Source organism: Pseudomonas matsuisoli, from assembly GCF_014647635.1.
Lineage (GTDB): Bacteria > Pseudomonadota > Gammaproteobacteria > Pseudomonadales > Pseudomonadaceae > Pseudomonas_P > Pseudomonas_P matsuisoli.
Genome location: NZ_BMPO01000006.1, coordinates 229,501 through 252,893 on the forward strand (window position 1 = coordinate 229,501; position 23,393 = coordinate 252,893).

19 protein-coding genes and 1 other RNA gene are annotated in these 23,393 nt (G+C 59.4%); 11 read left to right on the forward strand and 9 right to left on the reverse strand.

All coding sequences use genetic code 11. The features are described from left to right. Positions 1 to 2 precede the first annotated feature (2 nt). Entirely contained in the window at positions 3 to 773 is a 771-nt protein-coding gene (locus tag IEY47_RS14370; protein ID WP_188983945.1) for a GntR family transcriptional regulator, read from the reverse strand. Between the two features lie 245 nt (positions 774 to 1,018). On the opposite strand from IEY47_RS14370, the gene IEY47_RS14375 reads away from it, so the two are divergent. The 4 genes from IEY47_RS14375 (at position 1,019) to ssrA (ending at position 5,014) form a co-directional block, all read left to right on the forward strand. After that, a complete protein-coding gene (locus IEY47_RS14375; protein ID WP_188983946.1) occupies positions 1,019 to 2,701 on the forward strand; it encodes a lactate permease LctP family transporter in 1,683 nt (560 codons plus the stop codon). Positions 2,702 to 2,805: 104 nt separating this feature from the next. Then, the gene (lldD, locus tag IEY47_RS14380; RefSeq protein ID WP_188983947.1) at positions 2,806 to 3,957 is read left to right on the forward strand and encodes an FMN-dependent L-lactate dehydrogenase LldD; all 1,152 of its coding nucleotides are present in this window, start codon (positions 2,806 to 2,808) and stop codon (positions 3,955 to 3,957) included. A 262-nt stretch (positions 3,958 to 4,219) separates the two neighbouring features. Continuing rightward, positions 4,220 to 4,510, forward strand: a complete 291-nt coding sequence (locus IEY47_RS14385; protein WP_188983948.1) for a PA2433 domain-containing protein — start codon at positions 4,220 to 4,222, stop codon at positions 4,508 to 4,510. 125 nt (positions 4,511 to 4,635) lie between these two features. Continuing rightward, positions 4,636 to 5,014: a transfer-messenger RNA gene (gene ssrA, locus IEY47_RS14390) on the forward strand. A gap of 285 nt (positions 5,015 to 5,299) precedes the next feature. Here ssrA and IEY47_RS14395 read toward each other — a convergent pair. The 5 genes from IEY47_RS14395 to glnT form a co-directional block, all read right to left on the reverse strand. Further along, positions 5,300 to 6,610 (reverse strand): ammonium transporter, encoded by a 1,311-nt coding sequence (locus tag IEY47_RS14395; protein WP_188983949.1) that lies wholly within the window; start codon positions 6,608 to 6,610, stop codon positions 5,300 to 5,302. Positions 6,611 to 6,801: 191 nt separating this feature from the next. Beyond that, on the reverse strand, positions 6,802 to 8,139 hold the full coding sequence (locus IEY47_RS14400) for an FMN-binding glutamate synthase family protein (RefSeq protein ID WP_188983950.1): 1,338 nt from the start codon (positions 8,137 to 8,139) through the stop codon (positions 6,802 to 6,804). A gap of 15 nt (positions 8,140 to 8,154) precedes the next feature. Beyond that, positions 8,155 to 8,838, reverse strand: coding sequence for a GltB/FmdC/FwdC-like GXGXG domain-containing protein (locus tag IEY47_RS14405; RefSeq protein WP_188983951.1), 684 nt, complete (start codon positions 8,836 to 8,838; stop codon positions 8,155 to 8,157). Between the two features lie 11 nt (positions 8,839 to 8,849). Further along, on the reverse strand, positions 8,850 to 9,755 hold the full coding sequence (locus IEY47_RS14410; RefSeq protein WP_188983952.1) for a class II glutamine amidotransferase: 906 nt from the start codon (positions 9,753 to 9,755) through the stop codon (positions 8,850 to 8,852). A 69-nt stretch (positions 9,756 to 9,824) separates the two neighbouring features. Beyond that, a complete protein-coding gene (gene glnT, locus IEY47_RS14415; protein ID WP_188983953.1) occupies positions 9,825 to 11,159 on the reverse strand; it encodes a type III glutamate--ammonia ligase in 1,335 nt (444 codons plus the stop codon). A 292-nt stretch (positions 11,160 to 11,451) separates the two neighbouring features. On the opposite strand from glnT, the gene IEY47_RS14420 reads away from it, so the two are divergent. The 7 genes from IEY47_RS14420 (at position 11,452) to IEY47_RS14450 (ending at position 19,143) form a co-directional block, all read left to right on the forward strand. Further along, positions 11,452 to 12,051 (forward strand): helix-turn-helix domain-containing protein, encoded by a 600-nt coding sequence (locus tag IEY47_RS14420; protein WP_188983954.1) that lies wholly within the window; start codon positions 11,452 to 11,454, stop codon positions 12,049 to 12,051. A gap of 181 nt (positions 12,052 to 12,232) precedes the next feature. Then, positions 12,233 to 13,099, forward strand: a complete 867-nt coding sequence (purU, locus tag IEY47_RS14425) for a formyltetrahydrofolate deformylase (protein ID WP_188983955.1) — start codon at positions 12,233 to 12,235, stop codon at positions 13,097 to 13,099. Then, positions 13,096 to 13,983: a bifunctional methylenetetrahydrofolate dehydrogenase/methenyltetrahydrofolate cyclohydrolase FolD gene (gene folD, locus IEY47_RS14430; protein ID WP_188983956.1), complete on the forward strand. Its 888-nt coding sequence runs from the start codon at positions 13,096 to 13,098 to the stop codon at positions 13,981 to 13,983. Before purU ends, folD begins: the two co-directional genes overlap by 4 nt. A gap of 13 nt (positions 13,984 to 13,996) precedes the next feature. After that, the gene (locus tag IEY47_RS14435; protein WP_188983957.1) at positions 13,997 to 15,238 is read left to right on the forward strand and encodes an FAD-dependent oxidoreductase; all 1,242 of its coding nucleotides are present in this window, start codon (positions 13,997 to 13,999) and stop codon (positions 15,236 to 15,238) included. A gap of 13 nt (positions 15,239 to 15,251) precedes the next feature. Beyond that, positions 15,252 to 15,548 (forward strand): sarcosine oxidase subunit delta, encoded by a 297-nt coding sequence (locus IEY47_RS14440; protein ID WP_188983958.1) that lies wholly within the window; start codon positions 15,252 to 15,254, stop codon positions 15,546 to 15,548. Then, on the forward strand, positions 15,545 to 18,442 hold the full coding sequence (locus tag IEY47_RS14445) for an FAD-dependent oxidoreductase (protein WP_188983959.1): 2,898 nt from the start codon (positions 15,545 to 15,547) through the stop codon (positions 18,440 to 18,442). Before IEY47_RS14440 ends, IEY47_RS14445 begins: the two co-directional genes overlap by 4 nt. Next, on the forward strand, positions 18,442 to 19,143 hold the full coding sequence (locus IEY47_RS14450; protein WP_373293598.1) for a sarcosine oxidase: 702 nt from the start codon (positions 18,442 to 18,444) through the stop codon (positions 19,141 to 19,143). Before IEY47_RS14445 ends, IEY47_RS14450 begins: the two co-directional genes overlap by 1 nt. 69 nt (positions 19,144 to 19,212) lie before the next feature. Here the strand turns inward: IEY47_RS14450 and IEY47_RS14455 are convergent, their stop codons facing one another. From IEY47_RS14455 to IEY47_RS14465, 3 genes are all read right to left on the reverse strand, one after another. Further along, positions 19,213 to 20,631, reverse strand: a complete 1,419-nt coding sequence (locus IEY47_RS14455; RefSeq protein ID WP_188983961.1) for a purine-cytosine permease family protein — start codon at positions 20,629 to 20,631, stop codon at positions 19,213 to 19,215. A 251-nt stretch (positions 20,632 to 20,882) separates the two neighbouring features. Then, entirely contained in the window at positions 20,883 to 21,926 is a 1,044-nt protein-coding gene (locus tag IEY47_RS14460) for an LLM class flavin-dependent oxidoreductase (protein WP_188983962.1), read from the reverse strand. 312 nt (positions 21,927 to 22,238) lie between these two features. Further along, entirely contained in the window at positions 22,239 to 23,387 is a 1,149-nt protein-coding gene (locus tag IEY47_RS14465) for an ABC transporter ATP-binding protein (RefSeq protein ID WP_188983963.1), read from the reverse strand. Between the last annotated feature and the right edge of the window lie 6 nt (positions 23,388 to 23,393).

Genomic DNA, 23,393 nt, shown 5'->3' on the forward strand with positions numbered 1-23,393 from the left:
CGTCAAACGCCTCGACGCCGCTGTGCTCGATCGCAGCGGCGCTTTTCTTCCTGAGCCTCATGCAACACTTCCTGCACATAACTGATGTGGCGCTGCGAAACGTTCCGTGCCTCTTCTGCGTTACGCGCAAGAATGGCCTCATACAGGTCGCGATGCTGTTGCAGCAGTATGTCCCGGGTTTCACTACGCTGCGCATACATACCAACGATGTTGGTGACCATATGATTCTTGAGCAGATCGAACAATCCACGAATCGTATGTAGCAATACCGCGTTATGACTCGCTTCGGCGATCGCCAAGTGGAAGGCGGCATCTGCGGCCCCCTCTTCCTCACGCGTCACCTCGCCGGCACGTGAATAACAGTCCAGTACCTGCGCAAACGCTTCCTGCAACCGTTGTTGATCGAACTCGGTCGCCCTAATAGCGGCGTAGTACGCACATGACCCTTCAAGGGTGTGCCGGAACTCGAGCAAATCCTGCTGCGCATTCGCACTGCGCTCAAGCAATTCAACCAAGGGATCCCGAAAGGTCGACCCGACGTTACGTGCGACATAATTCCCGCCGCCTTGCCTGCTCAACAAAAGCCCGCGCGCCACAAGCTTCTGAATAGCTTCGCGCAATGAGGGTCGCGAAACTCCAAATTGCTCGGACAGCACGCGCTCGGCAGGCAAGCGCTCCCCAGCTCTGAGCGTGCCTTCGAGAATCATCGTCTCGATGCGCTCCACGATAGTGTCCGAGAGCCGTCGAGACTGCACAGGTTGCAAGCTAACCATGGGTGTCGTTTTGCACTTCGATTGAACGTCGACCTTTCGAGCGACCGATACCCTTCCGTATAGCCCGCACACGTATGACGTGCCAGCGAACCTATACGAAAGTCTCGGTGCGACGAATTGACAGTTGAAGACTGGAATTTTAGGCTGACGAAGCTGCTCTGTAAATTGGTATGACCAATTTCATGCAGTCAGGATAAGCAGTCGAACTACAAGCCCATCGCTAATAACAATAGAGGCTCCGACAGATGGAAACCTGGCAACAGCTCTACACGCCCTTAGGCAGCCTTACGCTGTCGGCTTTAGCGGCACTCGTTCCAATCGTCTTCTTTTTTCTCGCGCTTGCCGTGTTCCGCCTCAAGGGACATATCGCGGGCACAACGACCATGCTCATCTCCCTCGCCATCGCGATGCTCGTTTACAAGATGCCGGCAAGCATGGCGCTCGCCTCGGCGGTCTATGGGTTCTTGTATGGCTTGTGGCCTATCGCCTGGATCATCGTAGCGGCGGTCTTTCTCTATAAGCTGACGGTCAAGGCCGGTCAGTTCGAGATCATTCGCAGTTCGGTGCTCTCGATCACTGGCGACCAGCGTATCCAAGTACTGTTGATCGGCTTCTCGTTCGGCGCCTTCCTCGAAGGGGCTGCAGGCTTCGGGGCGCCTGTGGCGATTACCGCCGCACTGCTCGTCGGGCTCGGCTTCAACCCACTCTACGCTGCGGGCCTCTGTCTGATTGCCAATACCGCACCGGTAGCCTTCGGTGCTCTGGGGATTCCGACCATCGTCGCAGGCCAGGTGACCGGCATCAGTGCGTTCGACATTGGCGCAATGACGGGCCGGCAGCTGCCCTTCCTTTCCGTCATCGTGCCGTTCTGGCTCGTGGCGATGATGGACGGCTGGCGGGGCATCCGCGAAACCTGGCCGGCTGCGCTCGTGGTCGGCGTCAGCTTCGCCATCACGCAGTACCTGACGTCGAACTTCATGGGTCCAGAATTGCCGGACATCACCTCATCGCTCGTCAGCCTCATCTGCCTGACAGCGTTGCTCAAGGTATGGCAACCAAAATCGGAAGGCACAGAAGTCGTAGGTGTGACTGCAGGCGGCGCGGCCGTGGCAGGCTCGACAACGAATGGCCGAACCGAACCTTGCCCATACAGCGCAGGCGAAGTCATTAAGGCCTGGTCGCCGTTCCTCATTCTGACCGCGCTGGTCACGATTTGGACCCTCAAACCCTTCAAAGCGCTTTTCCTACCTGGTGGCGCGCTTGAAAGCCTGGTGATGATGATTCCGGTTCCCTACCTCGATCAGTTGGTGCTCAAAGGCGCGCCCATCGCGGCGACCGCAACGCCGATGGCGGCAGTCTTCAAATTCGACCCCATATCGGCAACCGGCACCGCCATCCTGATTTCGGCGCTGATTTCGATGGCCGTCCTGAAACTCTCGCCAAAGCTCAGCCTGCAGACCTTCAAAGAAACGCTGATTGAGCTGAAGTGGCCGATTCTTTCGATCGGCATGGTGCTCGCTTTCGCCTTCGTGGTGAATTACTCAGGCATGTCATCGACGCTGGCACTGGTTCTGGCGGGCACCGGCACGCTGTTCCCGTTCTTCTCGCCTTTCCTCGGGTGGCTCGGCGTTTTCCTGACCGGGTCCGACACGTCTTCGAACGCGCTGTTCGGCTCGCTTCAGGCCACCACAGCCAACCAGATCGGCGTAAGCGACACGCTTCTGGTCGCAGCCAACAGCAGCGGCGGCGTGACCGGCAAGATGATTTCGCCCCAGTCGATCGCCGTTGCGTGCGCCGCGACAGGCATGGTGGGACGGGAGTCCGATCTGTTCCGCTTCACGCTCAAGCACAGTCTCATCTTCGCCACGTTCGTGGGCATCATTACGATCGCCCAGGCTTACGTGTTCACTGGGATGCTGATCCCCTGAGCAAACGGCCAGTCCTCGGCTGGCCGGTGTTTCCCGCCGTTGCGCGGGTGTATTCCGACAGGCGCCCGAAGTCGCCTGTCGCCCTTTCGTAAGAGACGAAACATATGATCATTTCTGCCTCTACCGACTACCGAGCTGCGGCCGAACGCAAACTTCCCCCCTTCCTCTTCCACTACATTGATGGGGGCGCCTACGCCGAATACACCCTTAAGCGCAATGTCGAAGACTTGTCCGGCATCGCGTTGCGTCAGCGTGTGTTGCGCAACATGTCGGAGCTGAGCCTGGACACCGAGCTGTTCGGTGAAAAGCTGTCGATGCCGGTCTCGCTGGCGCCCGTCGGCCTACTTGGCATGTTCGCGCGCCGGGGCGAGGTGCAAGCCGCCAAAGCCGCCGAAGCCAAAGGCATTCCCTTCACGCTGTCGACCGTCTCGGTCTGCCCGATCGAAGAGGTCGCGCCCGCCATATCACGCCCGATGTGGTTTCAACTCTACGTGCTGAAAGACCGCGGGTTCATGAAGAACGCCTTGGAGCGCGCCAAAGCCGCCGGCGTCAAAACGCTCATATTCACCGTCGACATGCCCACCCCTGGCGCTCGCTACCGAGACGCGCACTCCGGCATGAGCGGAGAGCGCGCGGCGATGCGAAGGATGTGGCAGGCCTTCACTCACCCGGCCTGGGCTTGGGACGTCGGCCTCTTCGGGCGCCCCCACGACCTCGGCAACATCTCCCACTATCGAGGCCACCCAACGGGGCTGGCGGACTACATTGGCTGGCTGGCGAACAACTTCGACCCGTCGATATCCTGGAAAGACCTGGAGTGGATCCGCGATACCTGGGACGGTCCAATGGTCATCAAGGGCATCCTCGATGCAGACGACGCGCGCGATGCCGTGCGTTTCGGCGCAGACGGCATCGTTGTTTCCAACCACGGTGGGCGTCAGTTGGACGGCGTCCTCTCGAGCGCCCGGGCAATGCCCGAGATCGCAGACGCGGTCAAAGGCGACCTGAAAATCCTCGCCGACTCAGGCATCCGTAGCGGCCTGGACGTTGTGCGCATGATTGCCCTGGGCGCGGATAGCGTCCTGCTGGGCCGCGCATTCATCTACGCGCTCGCGACCGCAGGCGGTGCAGGCGTTAGCAACCTACTGAACCTTATCGAAAAGGAAATGCGGGTCGCCATGGTGCTCACCGGCGCAAAAAGTATTGCCGAGATAGACAGCAGTGCCCTCGTCCCACAGCGGCCCGTGGTGCCCTGACCCTACTATCGGAACCACAATTTTCTCGAGTACATAAAGGTGATGGCATTTCTGATATCAGCGTGACTGAACCGTTGGTCGCGCTGCGCAGTCCACTACATAGTCCGGACAATATCGGATGTCACGCGACCTGCTGGCGATACCGCGCGCAATTTAGCGGAGCCATTCGGCCAACCGGCCTTTGGTGCAGCAGAGCCAGTCCCTGGCATTGCAGCAGACGTGAACATGCTCTATCACCCTTTTTAGCACCGAGGAGATACACATGAAACGTGCCGCCTTCATCATCACCGCAGCCCTGATGGCCTCGCCAGCGTTCGCCGAGGACCTGTGCGCGATAAACCTGCAACAGATCGACGACGCCACCACGACCAGCGCTGCAACGCTGGGCGACCCACTCAAGCAGCAAGTTACCGATCTCAAGAAAGAAGCCATGCAGGCGCAGAAATCAGGTGATACCGAGAGCTGCATCACTGCAAGTACTCAGGCTTTACAACTGCTCAAAAGCCCAGCGGGTGAAGGCTCTAACGGCGGTGGTTCAGGATCAGGTAGCTAATACAGCGTCCGCCTAACGCGAGCTAAATAGTGTCGCAACCGCCGACTAATCGTCACCCGACATCACTGGCGGTCGACTGCAACGATGGATAGGCGTAGACTCTGCGCCTAGGCCATCAAGGCTATGGGGCCGATTAGGATTCGACGCCGGTAGCGAAACTTGAGGGGCATGCCGAGTGGGTAACAGAACTCGTAAATCCACTGTTGCAAATCATTAGTTGCCAACGACGACAACTACGAAGGGTACGCGCTAGCCGCCTAACCTTCATCTGGTCGCTTCGGCGCCAGCGGTCATGAGGGGATGCCTGTAAACCCAAAATGACCGTCAGATAGAACAGGATCGCCGCCAAGTTCGCTGTAGACGTAACGGCTAAATCTCATACAGCTCGCTCCAAGCACCCTGCCATTCGGGCGGCGCGGAGTTAACTCAGTAGAATTGGCTAAGCATGTAGAACCAATAGCGGAGAGCTGGCGGACGGGGGTTCAAATCCCCCCGGCTCCACCAAATAAACAAAAAAGGACGTCTTCGGACGTCCTTTTTTGTGCCTGATGGAAAGTGAGAATGGTGAACTCGGCACCGCTGCCCCGTGTTCGTCTATCCGCGAAGCCGGATACGAGTCTGGCTTCGCTAAACCGACATCAACCTATCCCGGCCGGCCTGCGCCATCTATTCGCGTTCATACCGATGCATCATGTGCGATTGCATCAATCCGACCGACCGAGTTCTGCTCATTCAATTGTTAGGATGACGGTCCCCGTATCAGTACGGTAATCACTCCCGTAACAAATGCTATGAGTAAGCACGCTCGCCGTGACTGCCGATATCAAGACCCTGCTGCTCCACCTCTTCACTAACACGAAGGCCACGCGTAACCAGCCCTATGGTCTTAAGCAAAACGAACGTCACGATTGCGCAATAGACGATCGTGAACAACACGCTCTTGGCTTGGATCAGTACCTGGGACGCAATGTCGATGTCCTCGAAGCCACCCAGGGAAGTCGAGGCGAAAACACCGGTGAGAATCGAACCGACGATGCCGCCCACCCCGTGCAGGCCGAAAGCATCCAGGGAATCGTCGTAGCCCAGCGACCGCTTAAGCCAAGCGATGGCGAAGAAGCAGATGATCCCGGTGAAGAAACCCATGACCAACGCCCCGCCCGGTCCAACGAAGCCGCAGGCCGGGGTGATGGTAACCAGCCCGGCGAGCGCACCGGATGCCGCGCCCAATGCGCTTGGCTTGCCGCTCTTCCACCATTCGATCGCTAGCCAGCCGACGATGCCGGAACACGCGGCGATTTGCGTAGTGAGCATGGCCATACCGGCGTTCGTACTGGCAGCGACAGCCGAGCCTACATTGAAGCCAAACCAGCCGACCCACAGCAAGGCCGCGCCGGTAAGCGCAAAGCCCATGTTGTGTGGCGGCATGGCGGTAGTCGGGTAACCCTTGCGCTTGCCTAGCACCAGGCAGGCGACCAAACCGGCAACGCCAGAATTGATATGCACCACGGTGCCGCCTGCGAATTCGAGAATGCCCCAGTCCCACAGCAAACCGCCGGGCCCGCTCCAAGCCATGTGCGCCAGCGGGATGTAGCAGAAGGTGAACCACAGGGCGGCGAACAACACCACGGCAGAGAACTTCATGCGTTCGGCAAACGCACCAGCAATGATCATTGGCGTGATTAACGCAAAGGTCATTTGAAAGGTGGCAAATACGCTTTCCGGAATGGCTGCAGTAAGGCTTTCCCGCCTTAGATCCATCAACAGGAAGTGTTGAAAGCCGCCGATTAGGCTATGCAGGTTGACCACGCCCTCCTTCATCCCTGTGGTGTCGGAGAACAGGCTGTACCCATAGATGACCCAGAGCAGGCCAATAACCCCGGCCACGGCGAAGCACTGAGTAAAGACCGAGAGCAGGTTCTTGGCGCGCACCATGCCACCGTAGAAAAGAGCAAGCCCCGGCACCAACATCATGAGAACCAGGACCGTAGAGACCATCATCCACGCAGTGTCGCCACTGTCGAGGGTGACCTCTTGTGCGCTCGCTAATGCTGGCAACATGGCCAGCCCGAATAACGCACCTTTACGTTTTTGCTCACCCATTACGTCGATTCCTCACATCTGAAGTTGAAAGGATCGGCAGTAGAAGAAACACAGATGCGACCGCAGCTCTGATGGCGCGTATCGACGCTAGAACCAATTGTGGCTTCAACACGATTACTGAAACGGTCAACGAGCCTAGCCAGGCGAACAAAAACGCCCGGGGAAATCCGCCGGGCGTTGTTGAAGCGCTATCAGTATTGCTGCCCAGGAACCCAGTTGGTGCCCGCCAACGGCACCCGGGCCATGGCCGCGGACTCCACGGTCAGCGCCACCAGATCCTCGGGGTCGAGGTTATGCAGGTGCGACTTGCCGCAGGCGCGGGCCATGGTCTGGGCTTCCAGCACCAACACGCGCAGGTAGTTGGCCAGACGGCGACCGCCCTCGACCGGGTCGAGACGCTTGGACAGTTCCGGATCCTGGGTGGTGATCCCGGCCGGGTCGCGACCGTTCTGCCAGTCATCGTAGAAGCCGGCGGCCGAGCCGATCTTCTTCAGCTCTTCGTCCAGACGCGGATGGTTGTCACCCAGGGCGATCAGCGCCGCGGTCCCGATAGCCACGGCATCAGCGCCCAAGGCCATGGCCTTGGCGACGTCGGCACCGTTGCGGATACCGCCGGACACGATCAACTGCACTTTGCGGTGCATGCCCATTTCCTGCAGCGCCTGAACGGCTTGCGGAATGGCCGGCAGAATCGGGATGCCGACGTGTTCGATGAACACTTCCTGAGTCGCTGCGGTACCGCCCTGCATGCCGTCGAGGACGATCACGTCGGCACCGGCCTTAACCGCCAGTTTCACATCGTAGTAAGGACGGCTGGCGCCGATCTTCACGTAGATGGGCTTTTCCCAGTCGGTGATCTCGCGGATCTCGGCGATCTTGATCGCCAGGTCGTCCGGGCCCGTCCAGTCCGGATGGCGGCAGGCGGAGCGCTGATCGACACCGATCGGCAAGGTGCGCATACCCGCGACACGCTCGGTGACCTTCATGCCCAGCAGCATGCCGCCGCCGCCCGGCTTGGCGCCCTGGCCGAGCACAATCTCGATGGCATCGGCCTTGCGCAGGTCGTCCGGGTTCATGCCGTAACGCGACGGCAGGTACTGATAAACCAGGTGCTGCGACTGGCCGCGCTCTTCGGGGGTCATGCCACCGTCGCCAGTGGTGGTGCTGGTGCCGGCGATGGTGGCGCCACGGCCGAGCGCTTCCTTGGCGTTGGCCGATAGCGCACCAAAGCTCATGCCGGCGACGGTCACCGGGATCTTCAGGTGCAGCGGCTTCTTGGCGAAGCGGTTACCAAGGATCACGTCGGTACCGCATTTCTCGCGGTAGCCTTCCAGCGGGTAACGCGACACGCTGGCGCCGAGCAGTAGCAGGTCATCGAAGTGCGGCAGCTTGCGCTTGGTGCCGCCACCGCGAATGTCGTAGATGCCGGTTTCGGCGGCGCGCTGGATTTCCTGAATCGACAGACGATCGAAGGTGGCCGACTCGCGCAGAACTGGAGGCACAGCTTTTGAGTTAGAAACGTCGCTCATGGGTAATGCTCCTGATCAGTACGCGGAAGCGTTGTCGACTTTGAAGTTGTACAGCTGGCGAGCCGAGCCATAGCGTTTGAAATCGGTGGCTTTCTCGTTGAAGCCAGCGCGATTGAGCAGCTCTTGCAGTTCTTCGATGTGCTCAGGACGCATCTCTTTCTCGATGCAGTCCGAGCCCAGCGATTCGACGCTGCCTTTGACGAAGATCTTGGTTTCGTACAGTGAATCGCCCAGCGCATCGCCGGCATCGCCACACACCACCAAACGACCGGCTTGGCCCATGAAACAGCTCATGTGACCGATGCTGCCGCCGACCACGATGTCGATACCTTTCATGGAAATCCCGCAACGCGCACCGGCGTCACCTTCGATGACCAGCAGACCGCCATGAGCAGTGGCGCCGGCCGCCTGGGACGCACTGCCCTTGACCCGTACGTAACCGCTCATCATATTTTCTGCGCAGCCGACACCGACGTTGCCATGCACGGTGATAGACGCCTTCTGGTTCATACCCGCGCAGTAGTAGCCGGCATGGCCCTGAATATCGATGGAAACGGCCTCGTTAACGCCAACCGCGAGGTTGTGCGCACCGTTGGCATGGGTGACGACCCACTCACGATCCTGAACATTGTTAACTTGGTCGTGCAGTGCCTGGTTAAGGTCGCGCACGGTTGCAACGGATAGATCGATGGTTTTCATGTGCGTGCTCCTTAAGCCGACTCGCGTTCCCAGATGTACATGGTGGCGGGAACGGGTTCCCAGACCTTGGCCTTCTCGATACCCGGCAGGCTCGACAGCGCCTGGTATTCGGAAGCCATGGCGACGTAGTCGTCAGTCTCAGCGAGGATCGCTGGCTTGCAGGCAATCGGGTCGCGAATCACCGCGAAACCGTTACGGGTGCCAATGGCGAAGGTAAAGAAGCCGTCCAGCGCTTCCAGGGAGCTGTCCAACGCGGTTTTCAGCGAGTCGCCTTGCTGCAGACGCCAGGCCAGATAGCCGGCAGCCACCTCGGTGTCGTTTTCTGTTTCGAAGTTGATGCCTTCGCGGCGCAGCTCTTGGCGCAGACGGAAGTGGTTGGACAGCGAGCCGTTGTGCACGAGGCACAGGTCGGCGCCAGTGGAAAACGGGTGGCTGCCTTCCATAGTCACCGCACTCTCAGTGGCCATGCGGGTGTGGCCGATGATATGGCTGCCCTTCATGTTGGCTAGGCCGAAACGCTCGGAAATTTCCTTCGGCAGGCCCATACCCTTAAGGATCTCGATGCTCTGGCCGGCGCTCATGATACGCACGCCCGGCGCCAATTCAGCGAGCGCGGCACGTACTACCGCTTCTTCCGCTTTGGCCTTGAGTACAGCGGCACTGGCGTTTTGAAACCAATTGAGGGACGTTGCCAAGCGGCCTTCCAGCTCGCCCATCAGGGCCTTCCAGTCGGAGCTCTCGGTCGTCGACTGCAAGGTCAACTTGATCCAGCCATCGGCCACTTCATCACCATAGATGGCGAAGCCGGCACTGTCGGGTCCACGATCGGTCATGGCTTCGAGCATCGGCTCGAAAAGTTTGCCGAGCTGTGATTCCAGCGCCGGGTTTTTCAGGTAAAGCCCCACGATTCCACACATAGCTATAACTCCTGGGCAGAAGGCACCCGTCATCGACGAGCACCGGGAAAACGGTTGTCGTTGGTCGGGTCAGAAGAATTCGGTGTAGCGCTTGATCTCCCAGTCGGAGACGTGGCGGCTGTATTCCACCCACTCCATGCGCTTGAGTTTGATGAACTCGCCGACGATCTCTTTGCCCATCACCTCGGCAAACAGCGGGTCGGCTTCCAGCGCATCGCAGGCCTCCTTGAGCGATTGCGGGAGGGTCTTGATACCTTTGGCGGCAATGGCTTCCAGACCCAGCGAGTACAGGTTCTCGTTGCAGATTTGGTCAGGCATCAGTTGACGGTCGATACCGTCCAGGCCCGCCGCGATAATCGCCGCAGTCACCAGATAAGGGTTGCAGCCGGCATCAGGCAGGCGGAACTCCAAGCGACCATGAGGCACTCGCACCATGGCCGAGCGATTGTTCGCGCCAAAGGCAATGAAGGCCGGCGCCCAGGTTGCACCCGATAGGGAATTACCAACGACAAGGCGTTTGTAGGAGTTCACCGTCGGCGCGGCGAAGGCGCACAGCGCAGGGCCATGGGCAAGCAGGCCAGCTGCGAAGTGGTACGCCATCTTCGAGAGCCCCATGCCGTTCTTGTCGTTGGCGTCGAAGAACAGGTTCTTGCTCTCGGCGCTGGAGATAGAAAGGTGGAAGTGCATGCCGTTGCCGGCGCGCTTCGGATCGGGCTTGGGCATGAACGAGCAGATCATCCCCAGGTCATTGGCGATCTCGCCGGCCGCCATGCGGAAGAACGTGAAACGGTCCGCCGACTCCATGGCATCGCTATAGGTGTAGTTGATCTCGAACTGCCCGTTGGCGTCTTCGTGATCGATCTGATAGATGTCGAAACCGACTGGCTGCAACGCTTCAGTCAGCTTTTCGAGAAACTCGCGGGAGCGCGACAAGCCCTTGTAGTCGTAGCAGGGCTTGTCGAGGTTATCGCTGGCATCCACCAGTTGCAGGACGCCGTTTTCATCACGGCGCATCAGATTGAATTCGGGCTCCAGGCCTGTGTTCAGCGTCCAGCCCCGATCCTCCAGTCGCTCTACCTGCTGCTGCAACACATAACGGCTGTCGTAGGGCCACGGTTCACCATCGACATGCCCGATGCACACCACACGACCGTAGCCAGGCTGCCACGGCACTGGCATCAGCGTGGAAAGATCACCCTTTGCCATGAAATCCGGCCCATGCGGCTCCATGCCCATACCGCAGATGGCAAAACCCGCAAAGCCGGCACCATTCTCAGCAACGGCCTCAAGCCCAGTGACGGGAACTGACTTCGTTTTGGCCGAGCCGTGGATGTCCACGAATTGCGCCAGTACATATTTAATGCCGTGCTGCTCGATCAGGTGCTGAGTTTCGGTAGGCAACATGATGCAGGTCTCCAATTGACGGATAGGGTATTTATTCCCAGTTAGAAAGTAAATTTCCTTTTGAGAATGCAAACCTTCTGCCAGCTTGAAGCCAAGCCTGTCTTACGGCATACCAATATTCATCGAATCAGCCATGCAACCCGCGTAACCGCTGGGAACTTAAGTTTCTTGTGCAGCAATTTGTAGGGCATGATTCGCGCTAGCGCGGCCATCTGATGACCGCCTGAAACTCGATGACCGCACTTGACTAGTGCGAATAAATTATTACTAGAACCAGAATGAAGCATTCTTGATGACAAACGCCGCTACGCCTGAACCTCGCCTCAAGATCGAGCAATACATTGGCATTCAGATCAAACGGCAGCGCCAAAGCCAAGGGCTCAAGATCGCCGATGTCGCGCGCTTGGCGGGTATCAGCCAAGGGATGTTGAGCAAGATCGAGAACGCCCAGGTCTCTACGAGCCTGGAGACACTCAATCGCCTGTGCGACACGCTGGGCATGCCGATGTCGCGCCTGTTCAGCCAGTTCGATCAACAGGGACGTGACGCCCTGCTGGTTAAGGCAGGCGATGGGATGGAGGTCGTGAGGCGAGGAACCGAGAAAGGCCATACCTATCACCTGCTCAACCACTCGCGCGGGCCGAAGAAAAGCATGGAGGCCTATTTGGTGGCCATGGACGACGCCAGCGAAGAGTTCCCGACGTTTTCACATCCCGGCACCGAATTCATTCACGTGCTACAGGGCCATATCGTCTATCGCCACGGGAATCACCTCTACGAGCTGGGCCCAGGGGACAGCCTCACGTTCGACAGTGATATCCCTCATGGCCCCGAGAAGCTTTTGGAGGTTCCTATCCAATTGCTTTCCATCATGAATTACAGCTCCGACTAGACATCGGGGCTATCGACCGCACGCCACCCAGACATAACCGACAGGAAATAAATTTTCACGAGCGCTAGACGTTCAGGGCCGTTTTCGCCTATAAAAACGCTTTAAGAAAATAATATTCCTACAGAGAATTTTTCTGCTGCCGCGTCATCTTGCCCATTCATCCAGTGCAGTCGGAGACACCATGCAAACAGCACAGCCCACTCTAATTCTTAAAGTCAGTTGCCCTGCCACCTCAGGTATCGTCGCCGCCGTGACTACCTATCTGGCCGGCAGCGGCTGCTACATCAGCGAGCTTGCGCAGTTCGACGATGAGTTCACCGATCGCTTTTTCATGCGCGCTGTTTTCCGCTTCAACGACGGCTCACCGAACGATATGGAAACCCTCCGCGAAGGCTTCCGGGCAGTAGCAGCGGACTTCGACATGCGCTGGGAGCTGCTCAGTGCGGCTCAACCCACAAAAGTACTTTTGATGGTTAGCAAGTTCGATCACTGCCTGGCCGACCTTCTGTACCGGCATCAGAAAGGTGAGCTGAACATGCAGATCACCGCCATCGTGTCCAACCACCTTGATCTACGCCCGATGGCGGAGCGTGAAGGCATCCGCTTCGTGTATCTGCCTGTAACGAAAGATACGAAGAGCCAGCAGGAAGCTGAGCTGATGAAAATCGTCGACGAGACCGGTACGGAACTCGTGGTACTCGCACGCTACATGCAGATCCTGTCCGACAGCCTGTGCAAACAGCTATCCGGCCGTGCAATCAACATTCACCACTCATTTCTACCTGGCTTCAAAGGCGCCAAGCCTTACCATCAGGCCTTTGAGCGGGGCGTGAAGCTTATCGGTGCCACCGCTCACTACGTGACTTCTGACCTCGACGAAGGCCCGATCATCGAGCAGGAAGTCCAGCGCGTGGACCACGCGTACCGGCCTGATGACCTGGTCGCTATCGGACGCGACACCGAAACCGTCGCGCTATCGAAAGCGGTGAAGTACCACACCGAACACCGTGTATTCCTCAACGACGACCGCACGGTGATCTTCCGATGAATGCCAAACGTATCGACGGCGTCGCAGCGGCGACACGTGTTCTCCAAACGGTTCGCCAGGACGTTGCGGAGCTGACGCAAAGCGGCGTGCAACCCTGCCTCGCGGTTGTGCTTGTGGGCGATGATCCGGCAAGCCATGTCTATGTCCGCAACAAGGTCCAGCGTGCCGCCGAGGTGGGCATACGCTCTCTCGAACACCGGCTCCCTACCGATATCGACGCCCGTGAATTACTCAGCTTGATCAACACGCTGAACGCCGACCCAACCGTGCACGGCATCCTCGTACAGATGCCGTTACCGCCGCAGATCGACGAAGCCAGCGTGATTCAGGCCATACGCCCAGAGAAGGACGTGGATGGTTTTCATCGCGAAAACGTTGGCGGCCTGGTGCTCGGTCAAAACGTGCTCACACCCTGCACGCCGACGGGTTGCCTGTACCTTCTGGAACAGGTGCTCGGCGAGCTCAGCGGCAAGCATGCCGTGGTCATCGGCCGCTCCAACATCGTCGGCAAGCCGGTGGCGTCCTTGCTACTGCAGGCGCATTGTTCGGTGACCCTCGTCCACTCCCGCAGCAAGGACGCCGCCGCCCTCTGCCGCCAGGCCGACATCGTCATCGCCGCCGTCGGACGCCCACGCATGGTCAACGCCGAATGGATCAAGCCCGGTGCGGTCGTCATCGACGTCGGTATCAATCGGATAGAAGAAAACGGCCGCTCGAGGCTGGTCGGTGACGTCGACTATGACGCCGTACTGCCCCAGGTTTCGGCGATCACGCCGGTACCGGGGGGCGTCGGCCCCATGACCATTGCCTTCCTGATGCGCAATACCGTGCGTGCGGCGCGTCTGCAAAATTCGCTTCCGGTTCAGCCGGCAGCCATTCGTTGATCCGGAGCCGATCATGCCCTTCAGTCTTTTGAAATACGGCCTGTCGTCGGAGTACCCCGTCGAGGTCGACCTACCCGCGCCAAAAGAGCTCAAGTCCTCCTACGACGTCGTCATCATCGGTGCCGGCGGCCACGGCGTTGCCACCGCTTATTACCTGGCCAAGTACCACGGCATCACCAATATCGCCGTACTGGAAAAGGCTTACCTGGGTGGCGGCAATACCGCGCGCAATACGGCAGTAATTCGCTCCAACTACCTGACCAGCGAAGGCGTGAAGTTCTACATCGAATCGGTCCGCATGTTCGAGAACCTGTCGAACGAGTTCGACTTCAACATCATGTACTCAGGACGCGGTCAGCTGACCCTGGCCCACACCGATTCCACCGTGCGCGCCTTCCGCCAACGTGCCGAAGTGAACAAGCATTTCGGCGGGCGCACCGAGATGATCGACCGCCAGCAGATCCGCGAACTGGTGCCAAGTCTCAACCTCGATCCTGGTCATATTCCAGTGCTCGCCGGCCTCTGGCATATCGACGGCGGCACCGCCCGCCATGATGCGGTGGCCTGGGGTTACGCCAAGGGCGCGGCCAAGCGCGGCGTGGAAATCCATCAACTCACCGAAGTGCAGGATTTCGTCGTCGAGAACGAGCGCATTCGCGCGGTGAAAACCAATCGCGGCACCATAGGGTGTGGCTGCGTAGTGCAGGCCGTGGCCGGCACCAGCTCGCTGCTGATGAACAAGCTGAAGATCAAGGCGCCGATCCACACCTACCCGCTGCAGGCCATGGTCACCCAGCCGTTCAAACCGTTCCTCGATCCCCTGGTTAGCTCGTCCGCCCTGCACTGCTACGTACAGCAGACCAGCCGCGGCGAGATCGTCTTTGGCGGCGGCTCGGACCCGTACCCGCTGTACAACACACGCTCGACCCTGGACCTCAAAGAAAGCCTGCTGGCCCACGCCATCGAGATGTTCCCGTTCATGGCCAACGCCAAGTTGATGCGCCAATGGGCAGGGATCACCGACATGACCCCGGATTACAGCCCGATCATGGGCCTGTCACCCATCGACGGTTACTACCTGGACGCTGGCTGGGGCACCTGGGGCTTCAAGGCCACACCCATTTGCGGCAAGACCATGGCCGAACTTGTAGCCAGCGGCGGCAAGGTGCCGGAGCTGATCGCACCGTTCGGTCTGGATCGCTTCAGTCGCTTCCAGCAGGTCAACGAAATGGGCGCTACGGCGGCCAGCCACTGACGGGTCACAGAAGATGAAGATCATGACTTGCCCGCTCAACGGGCCACGCAACATCAGCGAATTCACCTACGGCGGCGAGCTCAAGCAGATGCCGGATCCGAACACCTGCAGCGTCGCCGAATGGGCCGACTACGTGTTCAACAGCGAGAATCGGCTCGGCGTGGTCACCGAATGGTGGATGCACACGGCCTCCAGCTACTGGTTTCTGGCCGAGCGCCACACCGGCAGCGACGAGATCCTTCGCACCTTCGACCCCAGTGAGCTGTTCAACCAGCGCATCGACTTCGCCGTACCGGAGGCCGCCCAATGAACCGCCTGCCCGCCCCCATGGGTCTGTTGATTGACCGTAACAAACCGCTGACCTTCAGCTTCGACGGCACGACCTGCCAAGGATTCGCCGGCGATACCATCGCCAGCGCCCTGGCGGCCGACAGCCGCTGGCTGCTGTCGCGCTCCTTCAAGTACCACCGTCCGCGTGGCCCACTGACGATGGCCGGCCAGGACGCCAACACCCTGGTGCAGCTGCCGGACGAACCCAACGTGCTGGCCGATGAACACCAGCTGCAAGCCGGTTTGAACGTTACGCCGCAGAACGTAAACGGCACTTTGGAAAAGGACCGCGACGCCCATCTCGGCAAGTTCTCCAAGTTCATGCCAGTGGGCTTCTATTACCGTGCCTTCTACAAGCCCAAGGGCATGTGGAAACGTTGGGAACCGCTGATCCGCAAGAAAGCCGGCCTCGGCGTGCTCAACCTAACGTTCGAGCCTACTTACCACGACAAGGCTTACCTATTCTGCGACCTGGCGGTGATCGGCTCCGGTCCCGCCGGCCTGTCTGCCGCCCTGTACGCCGCCAACGCCGGCGCCAAGGTGTTGCTGATCGAACAGAACCCGCTGCTCGGCGGCTCGCTGACCTACGCGCGCTTCAGCCTCAATGCCAATGCGGCCATGGGCCTGCGCGAGGAGCTGGTGGGCGCCGTGCGTGACCACGCCAATATCCATATTCTCGACTCGGCGATCTGCAATGCCTGGTTCGCCGACAACTACCTGCCGGTGATCCAGGGCAACCGGATGTACAAGGTGCGCGCCAAACAGTGCATCGTTGCCAGCGGCTCGTTCGACCAGCCGGTGATCTTCCGCAACAACGACCTGCCCGGCGTAATGCTCACCAGTGCTGCCCAACGCCTGATGCGGCTGTACGCCGTGAAACCGGGCCAACGCGCCGTGGTGCTGACGGGCAACGACGACGGCTACCTCGCCGCGCTCGATCTGCACGAACAGGGCGTAGAAGTCGCCGCCGTGGTCGACATGCGCGAGCGCGTCGACACCGCCGGACTGGCCGCGGCCGTGCAGGCGAAGGGTATCCCCTGCCATGCCGGGCATACTGTGTACGAAGCCATCGCCCGCAAAAACGCCCGGCATATCGCCAGCGTCGATGTGCGCCGTATCACCGGCCAAGGCAAGGTCGCCGACTCCAGCACCCGCATCGACTGCGACCTGCTGTGCATGTCCGCCGGTTACATGCCGGTCTACCAGCTGCTTTGCCAAGCCGGCGGCAGCCTGCGCTACGCTGACGAGCACGCCGCCTTCTCGATCCAGAACCTGCCGAAAATCCTCCGTATTGCCGGTTCGGTAAACGGCCGGCACGACCTGCAACGCGTGCTCGCGGATGGCCAGCGCGCTGCCGCCGAAGCTCTGGCCGATCTGGGTCTAGAAAGCACGCGCGTGGAGGGAGCCGACAAAGACGACAGCAAAGTCAACTTCCCTTGGCCGATCTTCGCCCACCCGCAGGGCAAGGAATTCGTCGACTTCGACGAAGACCTGCAGATCAAGGACATCGTCAACGCCACCCGCCACGGCTACCGCGACGTGCAACTGGTCAAGCGTTTCTCCACCGTCGGCATGGGCCCGTCCCAGGGTCGCCATTCGGCACTGCCAACGGCACGCCTGGTGGCAGACGCCACCGGCCGCAGTGTCAGCGACACGGGCGTGACCACCGCACGTCCACCCTTCTCTGCCGAGAAGCTCGCCCATGTGGCCGGTCGTGCTTTCGACCCCTATCGGCAGACCGCCATGCACCGTCGTCACGTCGAACTGGGCGCCAAGCTGATGCCCGCCGGCGTATGGCAGCGCCCGGCGTTCTATGGCAAGGCCGAAGACCGTGAAGCCTGCATGCAGGCGGAAGCGCACCACGTGCGCGAAAAGGTCGGCCTGATCGACGTTTCCACCCTTGGCGGCCTCGACGTGCGCGGGCCGGATGCTGCCGAATTGCTGGAGCGCATGTACACCTTTGGCTTCAAGAAGCTCCCCGTCGGCCGTACCCGATATGCGCTGATGACCGCCGAAGACGGCGTGGTGATCGACGATGGTGTGGCCTGTCGCCTCGGCGAGCAGCACTTCTACGTGTCGGCCACCACCAGTGGCGTAGATCGCGTCTACCGCAGCATGCTCAAGTGGAATGCGCAATGGCGCCTGAACGTCGACATCGCCAACGTCAGCGCGGCCTTCGCCGCGGTCAACCTGGCCGGCCCGCTGTCGCGCCAGGTGCTGGAAAAGGTCTGCACGGATGTCGACCTGTCATCCGAGGGCTTCCCGTATCTGGGCGTGCGTGAAGGCAGCGTCGCCGGCGTGCCCGTACGTTTGATGCGGGTCGGTTTCGTCGGCGAACTGGGTTACGAGATCCACGTGCCGGCACGCTTCGGCGAGCACCTGTGGGACGCACTGATGGACGCCGGCAAGGCCCAAGACATCCGCCCGTTCGGCGTGGAAACCCAGCGCCTACTGCGCCTGGAAAAAGGTCACGTCATCATCAGCCAGGACACCGACGGCATGAGCCATCCGACCGAACTGGACATGGGCTGGGCGATTGGCCGCAAGAAGCCGTTCTTCGTCGGCAAGCGCACCATCGAGATCCTCGAGTCGCAGCCGCTGAAGCGCAAGCTGGTCGGCTTCACCCTGCCCAAGGGCAGCGCCAAACCACTGGAAGGCCACCTGGTGCTGAAAGGCCCGGACATCAGCGGCAACGTCACCTCGTGCGAGTACTCCGAGACCGTCGGCGCGATCATCGGCATGGCCTACGCCGGTGCCGATCAGGCCACGCCCGGCATGCAGATTCCGATTCGCGTGGAGGGCGGCGAAATCGTCCAGGCCACCGTGGTGAAACTGCCGTTCTACGACCCTGAAAGCCAACGCCAGGAGCTGTGATTATGAGCCTGTCCATTCACCACCATGCTGAACGCAGCCCGATTTATGAGCTGCACGGCAACGCCGCGCTGACCCTGCTGGGCGAACGGCTGTTCGTCGCTGGCTCACAAAGCGACAGCGAGCAACTGCAATGCTGCGCACTGATTGACCTGAGCAATCTGCCACGGGTTGGTTTCCGTGGCACGGACAGTGCGACCTATCTGCAGCGCGAGGGTTATCAACTGCCGGACGCGCCCAACCGGGCCGTCGTGCAGGCCAGTGGCGAAAGCCTGCTGCGCCTGTCGCAGACCGAGTATTTTCTGCTCGGCAGCCTACACGACGGCGGCGCCCGTATCGCCTCCGAAGAAGCCAGCTGGCACTACGACGAAGGCCAAGCCAACTACCTGCTGCCGCGTCAGGACAGTCACGCTTGGTTCGCCCTGACGGGCGCCTACCTGCCAAAGCTATTCGCCAAGGTCTGCGGTGTCGATCTCCGCGCCGAGGCCTTCAGCGTCGATGCAGTGGTACAGACATCAGTAGCGCGCGTGAACGCCATTGTCGTCAATGCCGGCATAGCGGATCTCCCCATCTTCCACCTCTTGTGCGACCGCGCTTCCGCACATTACCTGTGGGGCGCATTGCTTGATGCCATGGAGGAGTTCGACGGTAAACCAGCTGGGATTGGTAGCCTGCTTGACTCCGCCACCTCCGCCGCGGGTTAGTGCTGTTTGACTGGCAGTGAAATGAAAAGGGACCGCCTCGGCGGTCCCTTTTTTCAACACGCTAGTTTTTCAGTTCGCGCTTGCCCACCGGGACAGCGTCGAAATTTGTTGCCGGCGATAAGGCGTGTCGCGCCGCGCCAGCAGCCAGTACAACGGCGCCGTCACGATAATGCACACCAACCAGGACAGATCTGCCCCATCCAGGTACGCAACGACCGGACCGGTGTAGATCGGTGTTGAGATGAATGGCAGCTGCACGATGATCCCAATCAGATACGCCGTCACTGCGTTCGGGTTATAGCGTCCGTAGATGCCGCCGTCTTGGGCGAACAACGACGGTACGTGATAGCGCATGCGCTGGACAATGTAGAAATCCATGAGGTTGAGCGTCGCCCACGGCACCAGCACGATCATCATCGCCAGAATCAGCTTCATGAATTTTGCGATGAAGTCTGCAGGCGCGGTAACGGCAACCGCACAGCAGGCAATCAGTAGCACACCAGAAAGCACTACACGAGCACGTCGGCTCGGCGTCCAGTCAGCCGCGAAGGTCTGTACCGAAGTGATCAGGGCAAGTACGGCGCCATAGAGATTCAACGCGTTGTGACTGATGATGCTCAGGATAAACAACACCATCAGCACCGGTCCAAATTCACCAGTCGCGCCCTTCACGGCTCCCATGATGTCCGCATCCGGGGCTACGGTCAGTGCGACCAGCGTACCGAAGATGAAGCACAACGAGGTACCCAGCACGGCGCCACTGTAGGTCGCAATAAAAGGCTTCCAGATGCCGACATCTTCTGGCAGATAACGAGAGTAATCAGACGTGTAAGGGGCGAAGGACATTTGCCATATCGCGCCCAGCGAAGCCATCGCTAACCAACCCGCAATGTTGAACCCACCGCGGCTAGCAAAGCCCTCCGGCAGGCCGTTAATGAAGAGGAAGACGAAACCACCCAAAAGGCCGAACCCCATCACCCAAGTACCGAGCCGGTTGAGGGTATGGATGAAGTTGTAACCGAGGATACCGATCAGCGTGGCGGCGCAAGCGCCGGTCAGAATTGCACCTTCCAATGGCATGGCGGGCACCATCGTATGGATCGACTTACCGGCTAGAACGCAGTTGGAAATGAAGAAACCGACGTACAGAATCGCGGCAATCACGACTACCAGCAACGCGCCATACCGGCCGAATTGCCCCCGGCTTTGCAGCATCTGAGGCAGACCAAGCTGCGGGCCTTGCGCCGAGGCAAGTCCCAGTACGATGCCGCCGATCATGTGTCCCACGACGATGGCGCAGATTGCCCATACTAAGCTGAGGTCGAATACCTGGATCGACATTGCGCCTGTAACGATGGGCAGCGGGGCGATATTGGTACTGAACCAGAGGGTAAAGAGGTCGCGCACGCGACCGTGCCGATTGGCCGGGTCGACCTGGCCAACGGAGTTACTTTCGATGAGTTCTTCGGAACCGGGGGAATGAGACATACAAGGCTCTCCTTCACGACAGCGATGACTTCTGTCGCGCTAACGTTGGCTACGGCGTGTGGTCCAGTTGCTCAGTCGAGACGGATATAGGACGCGGAGCGCGGGAGTTCGGGAGATACAGCGAATAACGGCCTTGAAACCGATAGGAACGCACGGGGCATGATGAAAAAACCTGTTTTTGTCTTTTTTGGAGTGGCTCAGAGGTGAAACGAGCTCCGGTCAAAGCGACATGACCGGAGCCTTGCGAGGTGTCAGCGGAACGCGGGCACCACGTGTTTGATGAAGAGTTCGAGCGACTTCTTCTTTTCTTCGTAAGGCAGGCTGTTGTCCGCCCAGAAGCTGAATTCGTCTACACCCAACTCTTCGTAGTGACGGATGCGCGCGATGATCTCTTCCGGCGTTCCGATCATCGCGTTCTTGCAAATATTTTCCAGCTCGAAGTCGGGGCGCTCTTTGAATTTTTCTTCGGGGCTCGGCGCTAGCAAGCCGTCTACGGGTGTCGTCTTGTTGCCGAACCAGGCATCGAACGTGCGGTAGAAACGGGAAATTGCCTCGGCGCCCACCTTCCAGCCCTCGGGATCGTCCGCCGTATGTACGTGGGTATGACGCAGCACCATGAGCTGTGGACGCGGCACGTCAGGGTTCGCAGCCAGCGCGCTATTGAATTTATTGTTGAGGTCGACTACCTCTTCGTCCCCTTTCATCAGGGGCGTGACCATTACGTTGCAGCCATGCTTAACGGCGAAATTATGCGAGTCAGGGTCGCGTGCGGCAATCCAGACAGGCGGCTCCGGCTGTTGCAGTGGCTTGGGCGACGAGGTGCTGGACGGGAACGACCAGATCTCGCCCTCATGCGTATAGTTGCCCTTCCACAAGGCTTTGACGGCAGGGACCATCTCGCGCAGGTACTTACCGCCATCGGAAGCCGACATGCCGTTCGCCATGCGGTCGAACTCATACTGGTAAGCGCCGCGCGCGAGGCCAACTTCCATACGGCCATTGCTGATGACATCGAGCAATGCGCACTCACCGGCTACGCGGATGGGGTGCCAGAATGGCGCAATGATGGTCCCAGCGCCAAGGCGAATGGTTGTGGTACGTGCCGCCAGGTAGGCAAGCAACGGCATCGGGCTTGGCGAGATGGTGTACTCCATCGTGTGGTGCTCGCCAATCCACACAGTGCTGAAACCACCTGCTTCAGCAAGCAGCGTGAGCTCCGTGAGCTGCTCGAAAAGTTCGCGATGGCCGACTTCTTGGTCGTAACGCTCCATATGCACGAACAGAGAGAACTTCATACTTGCTTACCTCGCTTTTTTGTTGACGGTCGAAACCGGCGCGCACCGATATCGACTGGCTGATCACCTTATGGTTCATGGTATACCATAATATAATCTTTCAAAGCGAATTTTTTGGATACGCCGAGACCGCAGAAAATCTGCCTTTCCGCCCGCTATCATGCGGCGGCGCCCATGGTTGAGACCGAATGTTTTCTACGCGCTTATCCACGCTATATCAGCGCGATGCCGACCCTCAAAAGGGTGATCTGTGAATGAGCGCCTGCCGATAGAGTTAACCCGCCGACTTTCCGGCGAGTTAACTCTGCATGCTTAGTGCGCGCCGGCACCTTTGCTCAGATCGGCGTCATTCCATTGATCGTACAGGCACGCGTCTGCAGCGGCCCAACGTACCCGGACATCAGCGCCCGGCTGTACGTTTTGCAGGCCGCTGCCGAGGCTCTTCACCGTAAGCTCGGTACCGCCTGGCGTGACAACGTTGCAGGTCAGGCTTTCACCGAGAAAAACGATCTCGCGGACCTTCGCCGAAATTTCATTCCAGCCCGAAGGCAGCGCAGTTTGCTGGGCCGCCTCGACAGAAAGCGCTCGGATTTTCTCCGGGCGCAGCATCAGCAGCACATCCTGCCCAGCTGTGAGCCCGCCAACCGGAACCGTCGTCAAAGATTGCCCTTCGAAACTGGCCGAGGCATTTGCAACCGACTTCACACGCAAAAAATTCGAGTTACCCAGGAAAGACGCCACAAAAGCGTTCGGCGGCGACTGATAAAGGTCATAGCCACTCCCAAGCCCGACGATCTGTCCGTGACTGAAAATCGCGATGCGCTGAGACAACCGCATCGCCTCCTCCTGATCATGCGTGACGTAGACGATGGTGATACCCAGCCGCCGATGCAAATGACGCAGTTCGTCCTGAAGGTCTTCACGCAGTTTTTTATCCAGCGCACCGAGAGGTTCATCCATCAACAAGATGCGTGGCTCATAGACCAACGCCCGCGCGATGGCCACGCGTTGCTGCTGCCCTCCGGACAACTGGGCAGGACGCCGATGAGCGAACGCTTCGAGCTGAACGAGCTTCAGCATCGCGTCGACACGTTTTTGCCGCTCCGCTGTGGTCATCTTGCGCAACGTCAGCGGGAATTCGATGTTGTCGCGCACATTCAAATGAGGAAACAACGAGTAGCGTTGAAACACCATTCCGATATCGCGTTTATGGGGCGGCACGTTGATCAGGGATGAGCCGCTAACGAGGATTTCACCCGAACTTGGAGTCTCGAAGCCAGCCAGCATCGACAGCGTCGTGCTCTTGCCGGACCCACTGGAGCCGAGGAAGGTCAGGAATTCGCCGTCCCTGATCTCCAACGAGATGTTGTCGACAGCTGTGAAATCCCCGTAATGCTTGTTGAGATTGCGCAGGCTTACCAAGACGGAAGAAGGCTGATTTTCGCGAACGACGGCATTCATGTTTTT

Bases quoted from the DNA above. Each gene is read 5' to 3' on its own strand.
- IEY47_RS14455 (WP_188983961.1), bottom strand. From the start codon at position 20,631: ATGTCTCATTCCCCCGGTTCCGAAGAACTCATCGAAAGTAACTCCGTT.
- IEY47_RS14395 (WP_188983949.1), bottom strand. From the start codon at position 6,610: ATGGGTGAGCAAAAACGTAAAGGTGCGTTATTCGGGCTGGCCATGTTG.
- IEY47_RS14375 (WP_188983946.1), top strand. From the start codon at position 1,019: ATGGAAACCTGGCAACAGCTCTACACGCCCTTAGGCAGCCTTACGCTG.
- purU (WP_188983955.1), top strand. From the start codon at position 12,233: ATGCAAACAGCACAGCCCACTCTAATTCTTAAAGTCAGTTGCCCTGCC.
- IEY47_RS14440 (WP_188983958.1), top strand. From the start codon at position 15,252: ATGAAGATCATGACTTGCCCGCTCAACGGGCCACGCAACATCAGCGAA.
- folD (WP_188983956.1), top strand. From the start codon at position 13,096: ATGAATGCCAAACGTATCGACGGCGTCGCAGCGGCGACACGTGTTCTC.
- IEY47_RS14400 (WP_188983950.1), bottom strand. From the start codon at position 8,139: ATGAGCGACGTTTCTAACTCAAAAGCTGTGCCTCCAGTTCTGCGCGAG.
- IEY47_RS14465 (WP_188983963.1), bottom strand. From the start codon at position 23,387: ATGAATGCCGTCGTTCGCGAAAATCAGCCTTCTTCCGTCTTGGTAAGC.
- IEY47_RS14445 (WP_188983959.1), top strand. From the start codon at position 15,545: ATGAACCGCCTGCCCGCCCCCATGGGTCTGTTGATTGACCGTAACAAA.
- IEY47_RS14460 (WP_188983962.1), bottom strand. From the start codon at position 21,926: ATGAAGTTCTCTCTGTTCGTGCATATGGAGCGTTACGACCAAGAAGTC.
- IEY47_RS14435 (WP_188983957.1), top strand. From the start codon at position 13,997: ATGCCCTTCAGTCTTTTGAAATACGGCCTGTCGTCGGAGTACCCCGTC.
- IEY47_RS14385 (WP_188983948.1), top strand. From the start codon at position 4,220: ATGAAACGTGCCGCCTTCATCATCACCGCAGCCCTGATGGCCTCGCCA.
- IEY47_RS14370 (WP_188983945.1), bottom strand. From the start codon at position 773: ATGGTTAGCTTGCAACCTGTGCAGTCTCGACGGCTCTCGGACACTATC.
- lldD (WP_188983947.1), top strand. From the start codon at position 2,806: ATGATCATTTCTGCCTCTACCGACTACCGAGCTGCGGCCGAACGCAAA.
- glnT (WP_188983953.1), bottom strand. From the start codon at position 11,159: ATGTTGCCTACCGAAACTCAGCACCTGATCGAGCAGCACGGCATTAAA.
- IEY47_RS14420 (WP_188983954.1), top strand. From the start codon at position 11,452: ATGACAAACGCCGCTACGCCTGAACCTCGCCTCAAGATCGAGCAATAC.
- IEY47_RS14410 (WP_188983952.1), bottom strand. From the start codon at position 9,755: ATGTGTGGAATCGTGGGGCTTTACCTGAAAAACCCGGCGCTGGAATCA.
- IEY47_RS14405 (WP_188983951.1), bottom strand. From the start codon at position 8,838: ATGAAAACCATCGATCTATCCGTTGCAACCGTGCGCGACCTTAACCAG.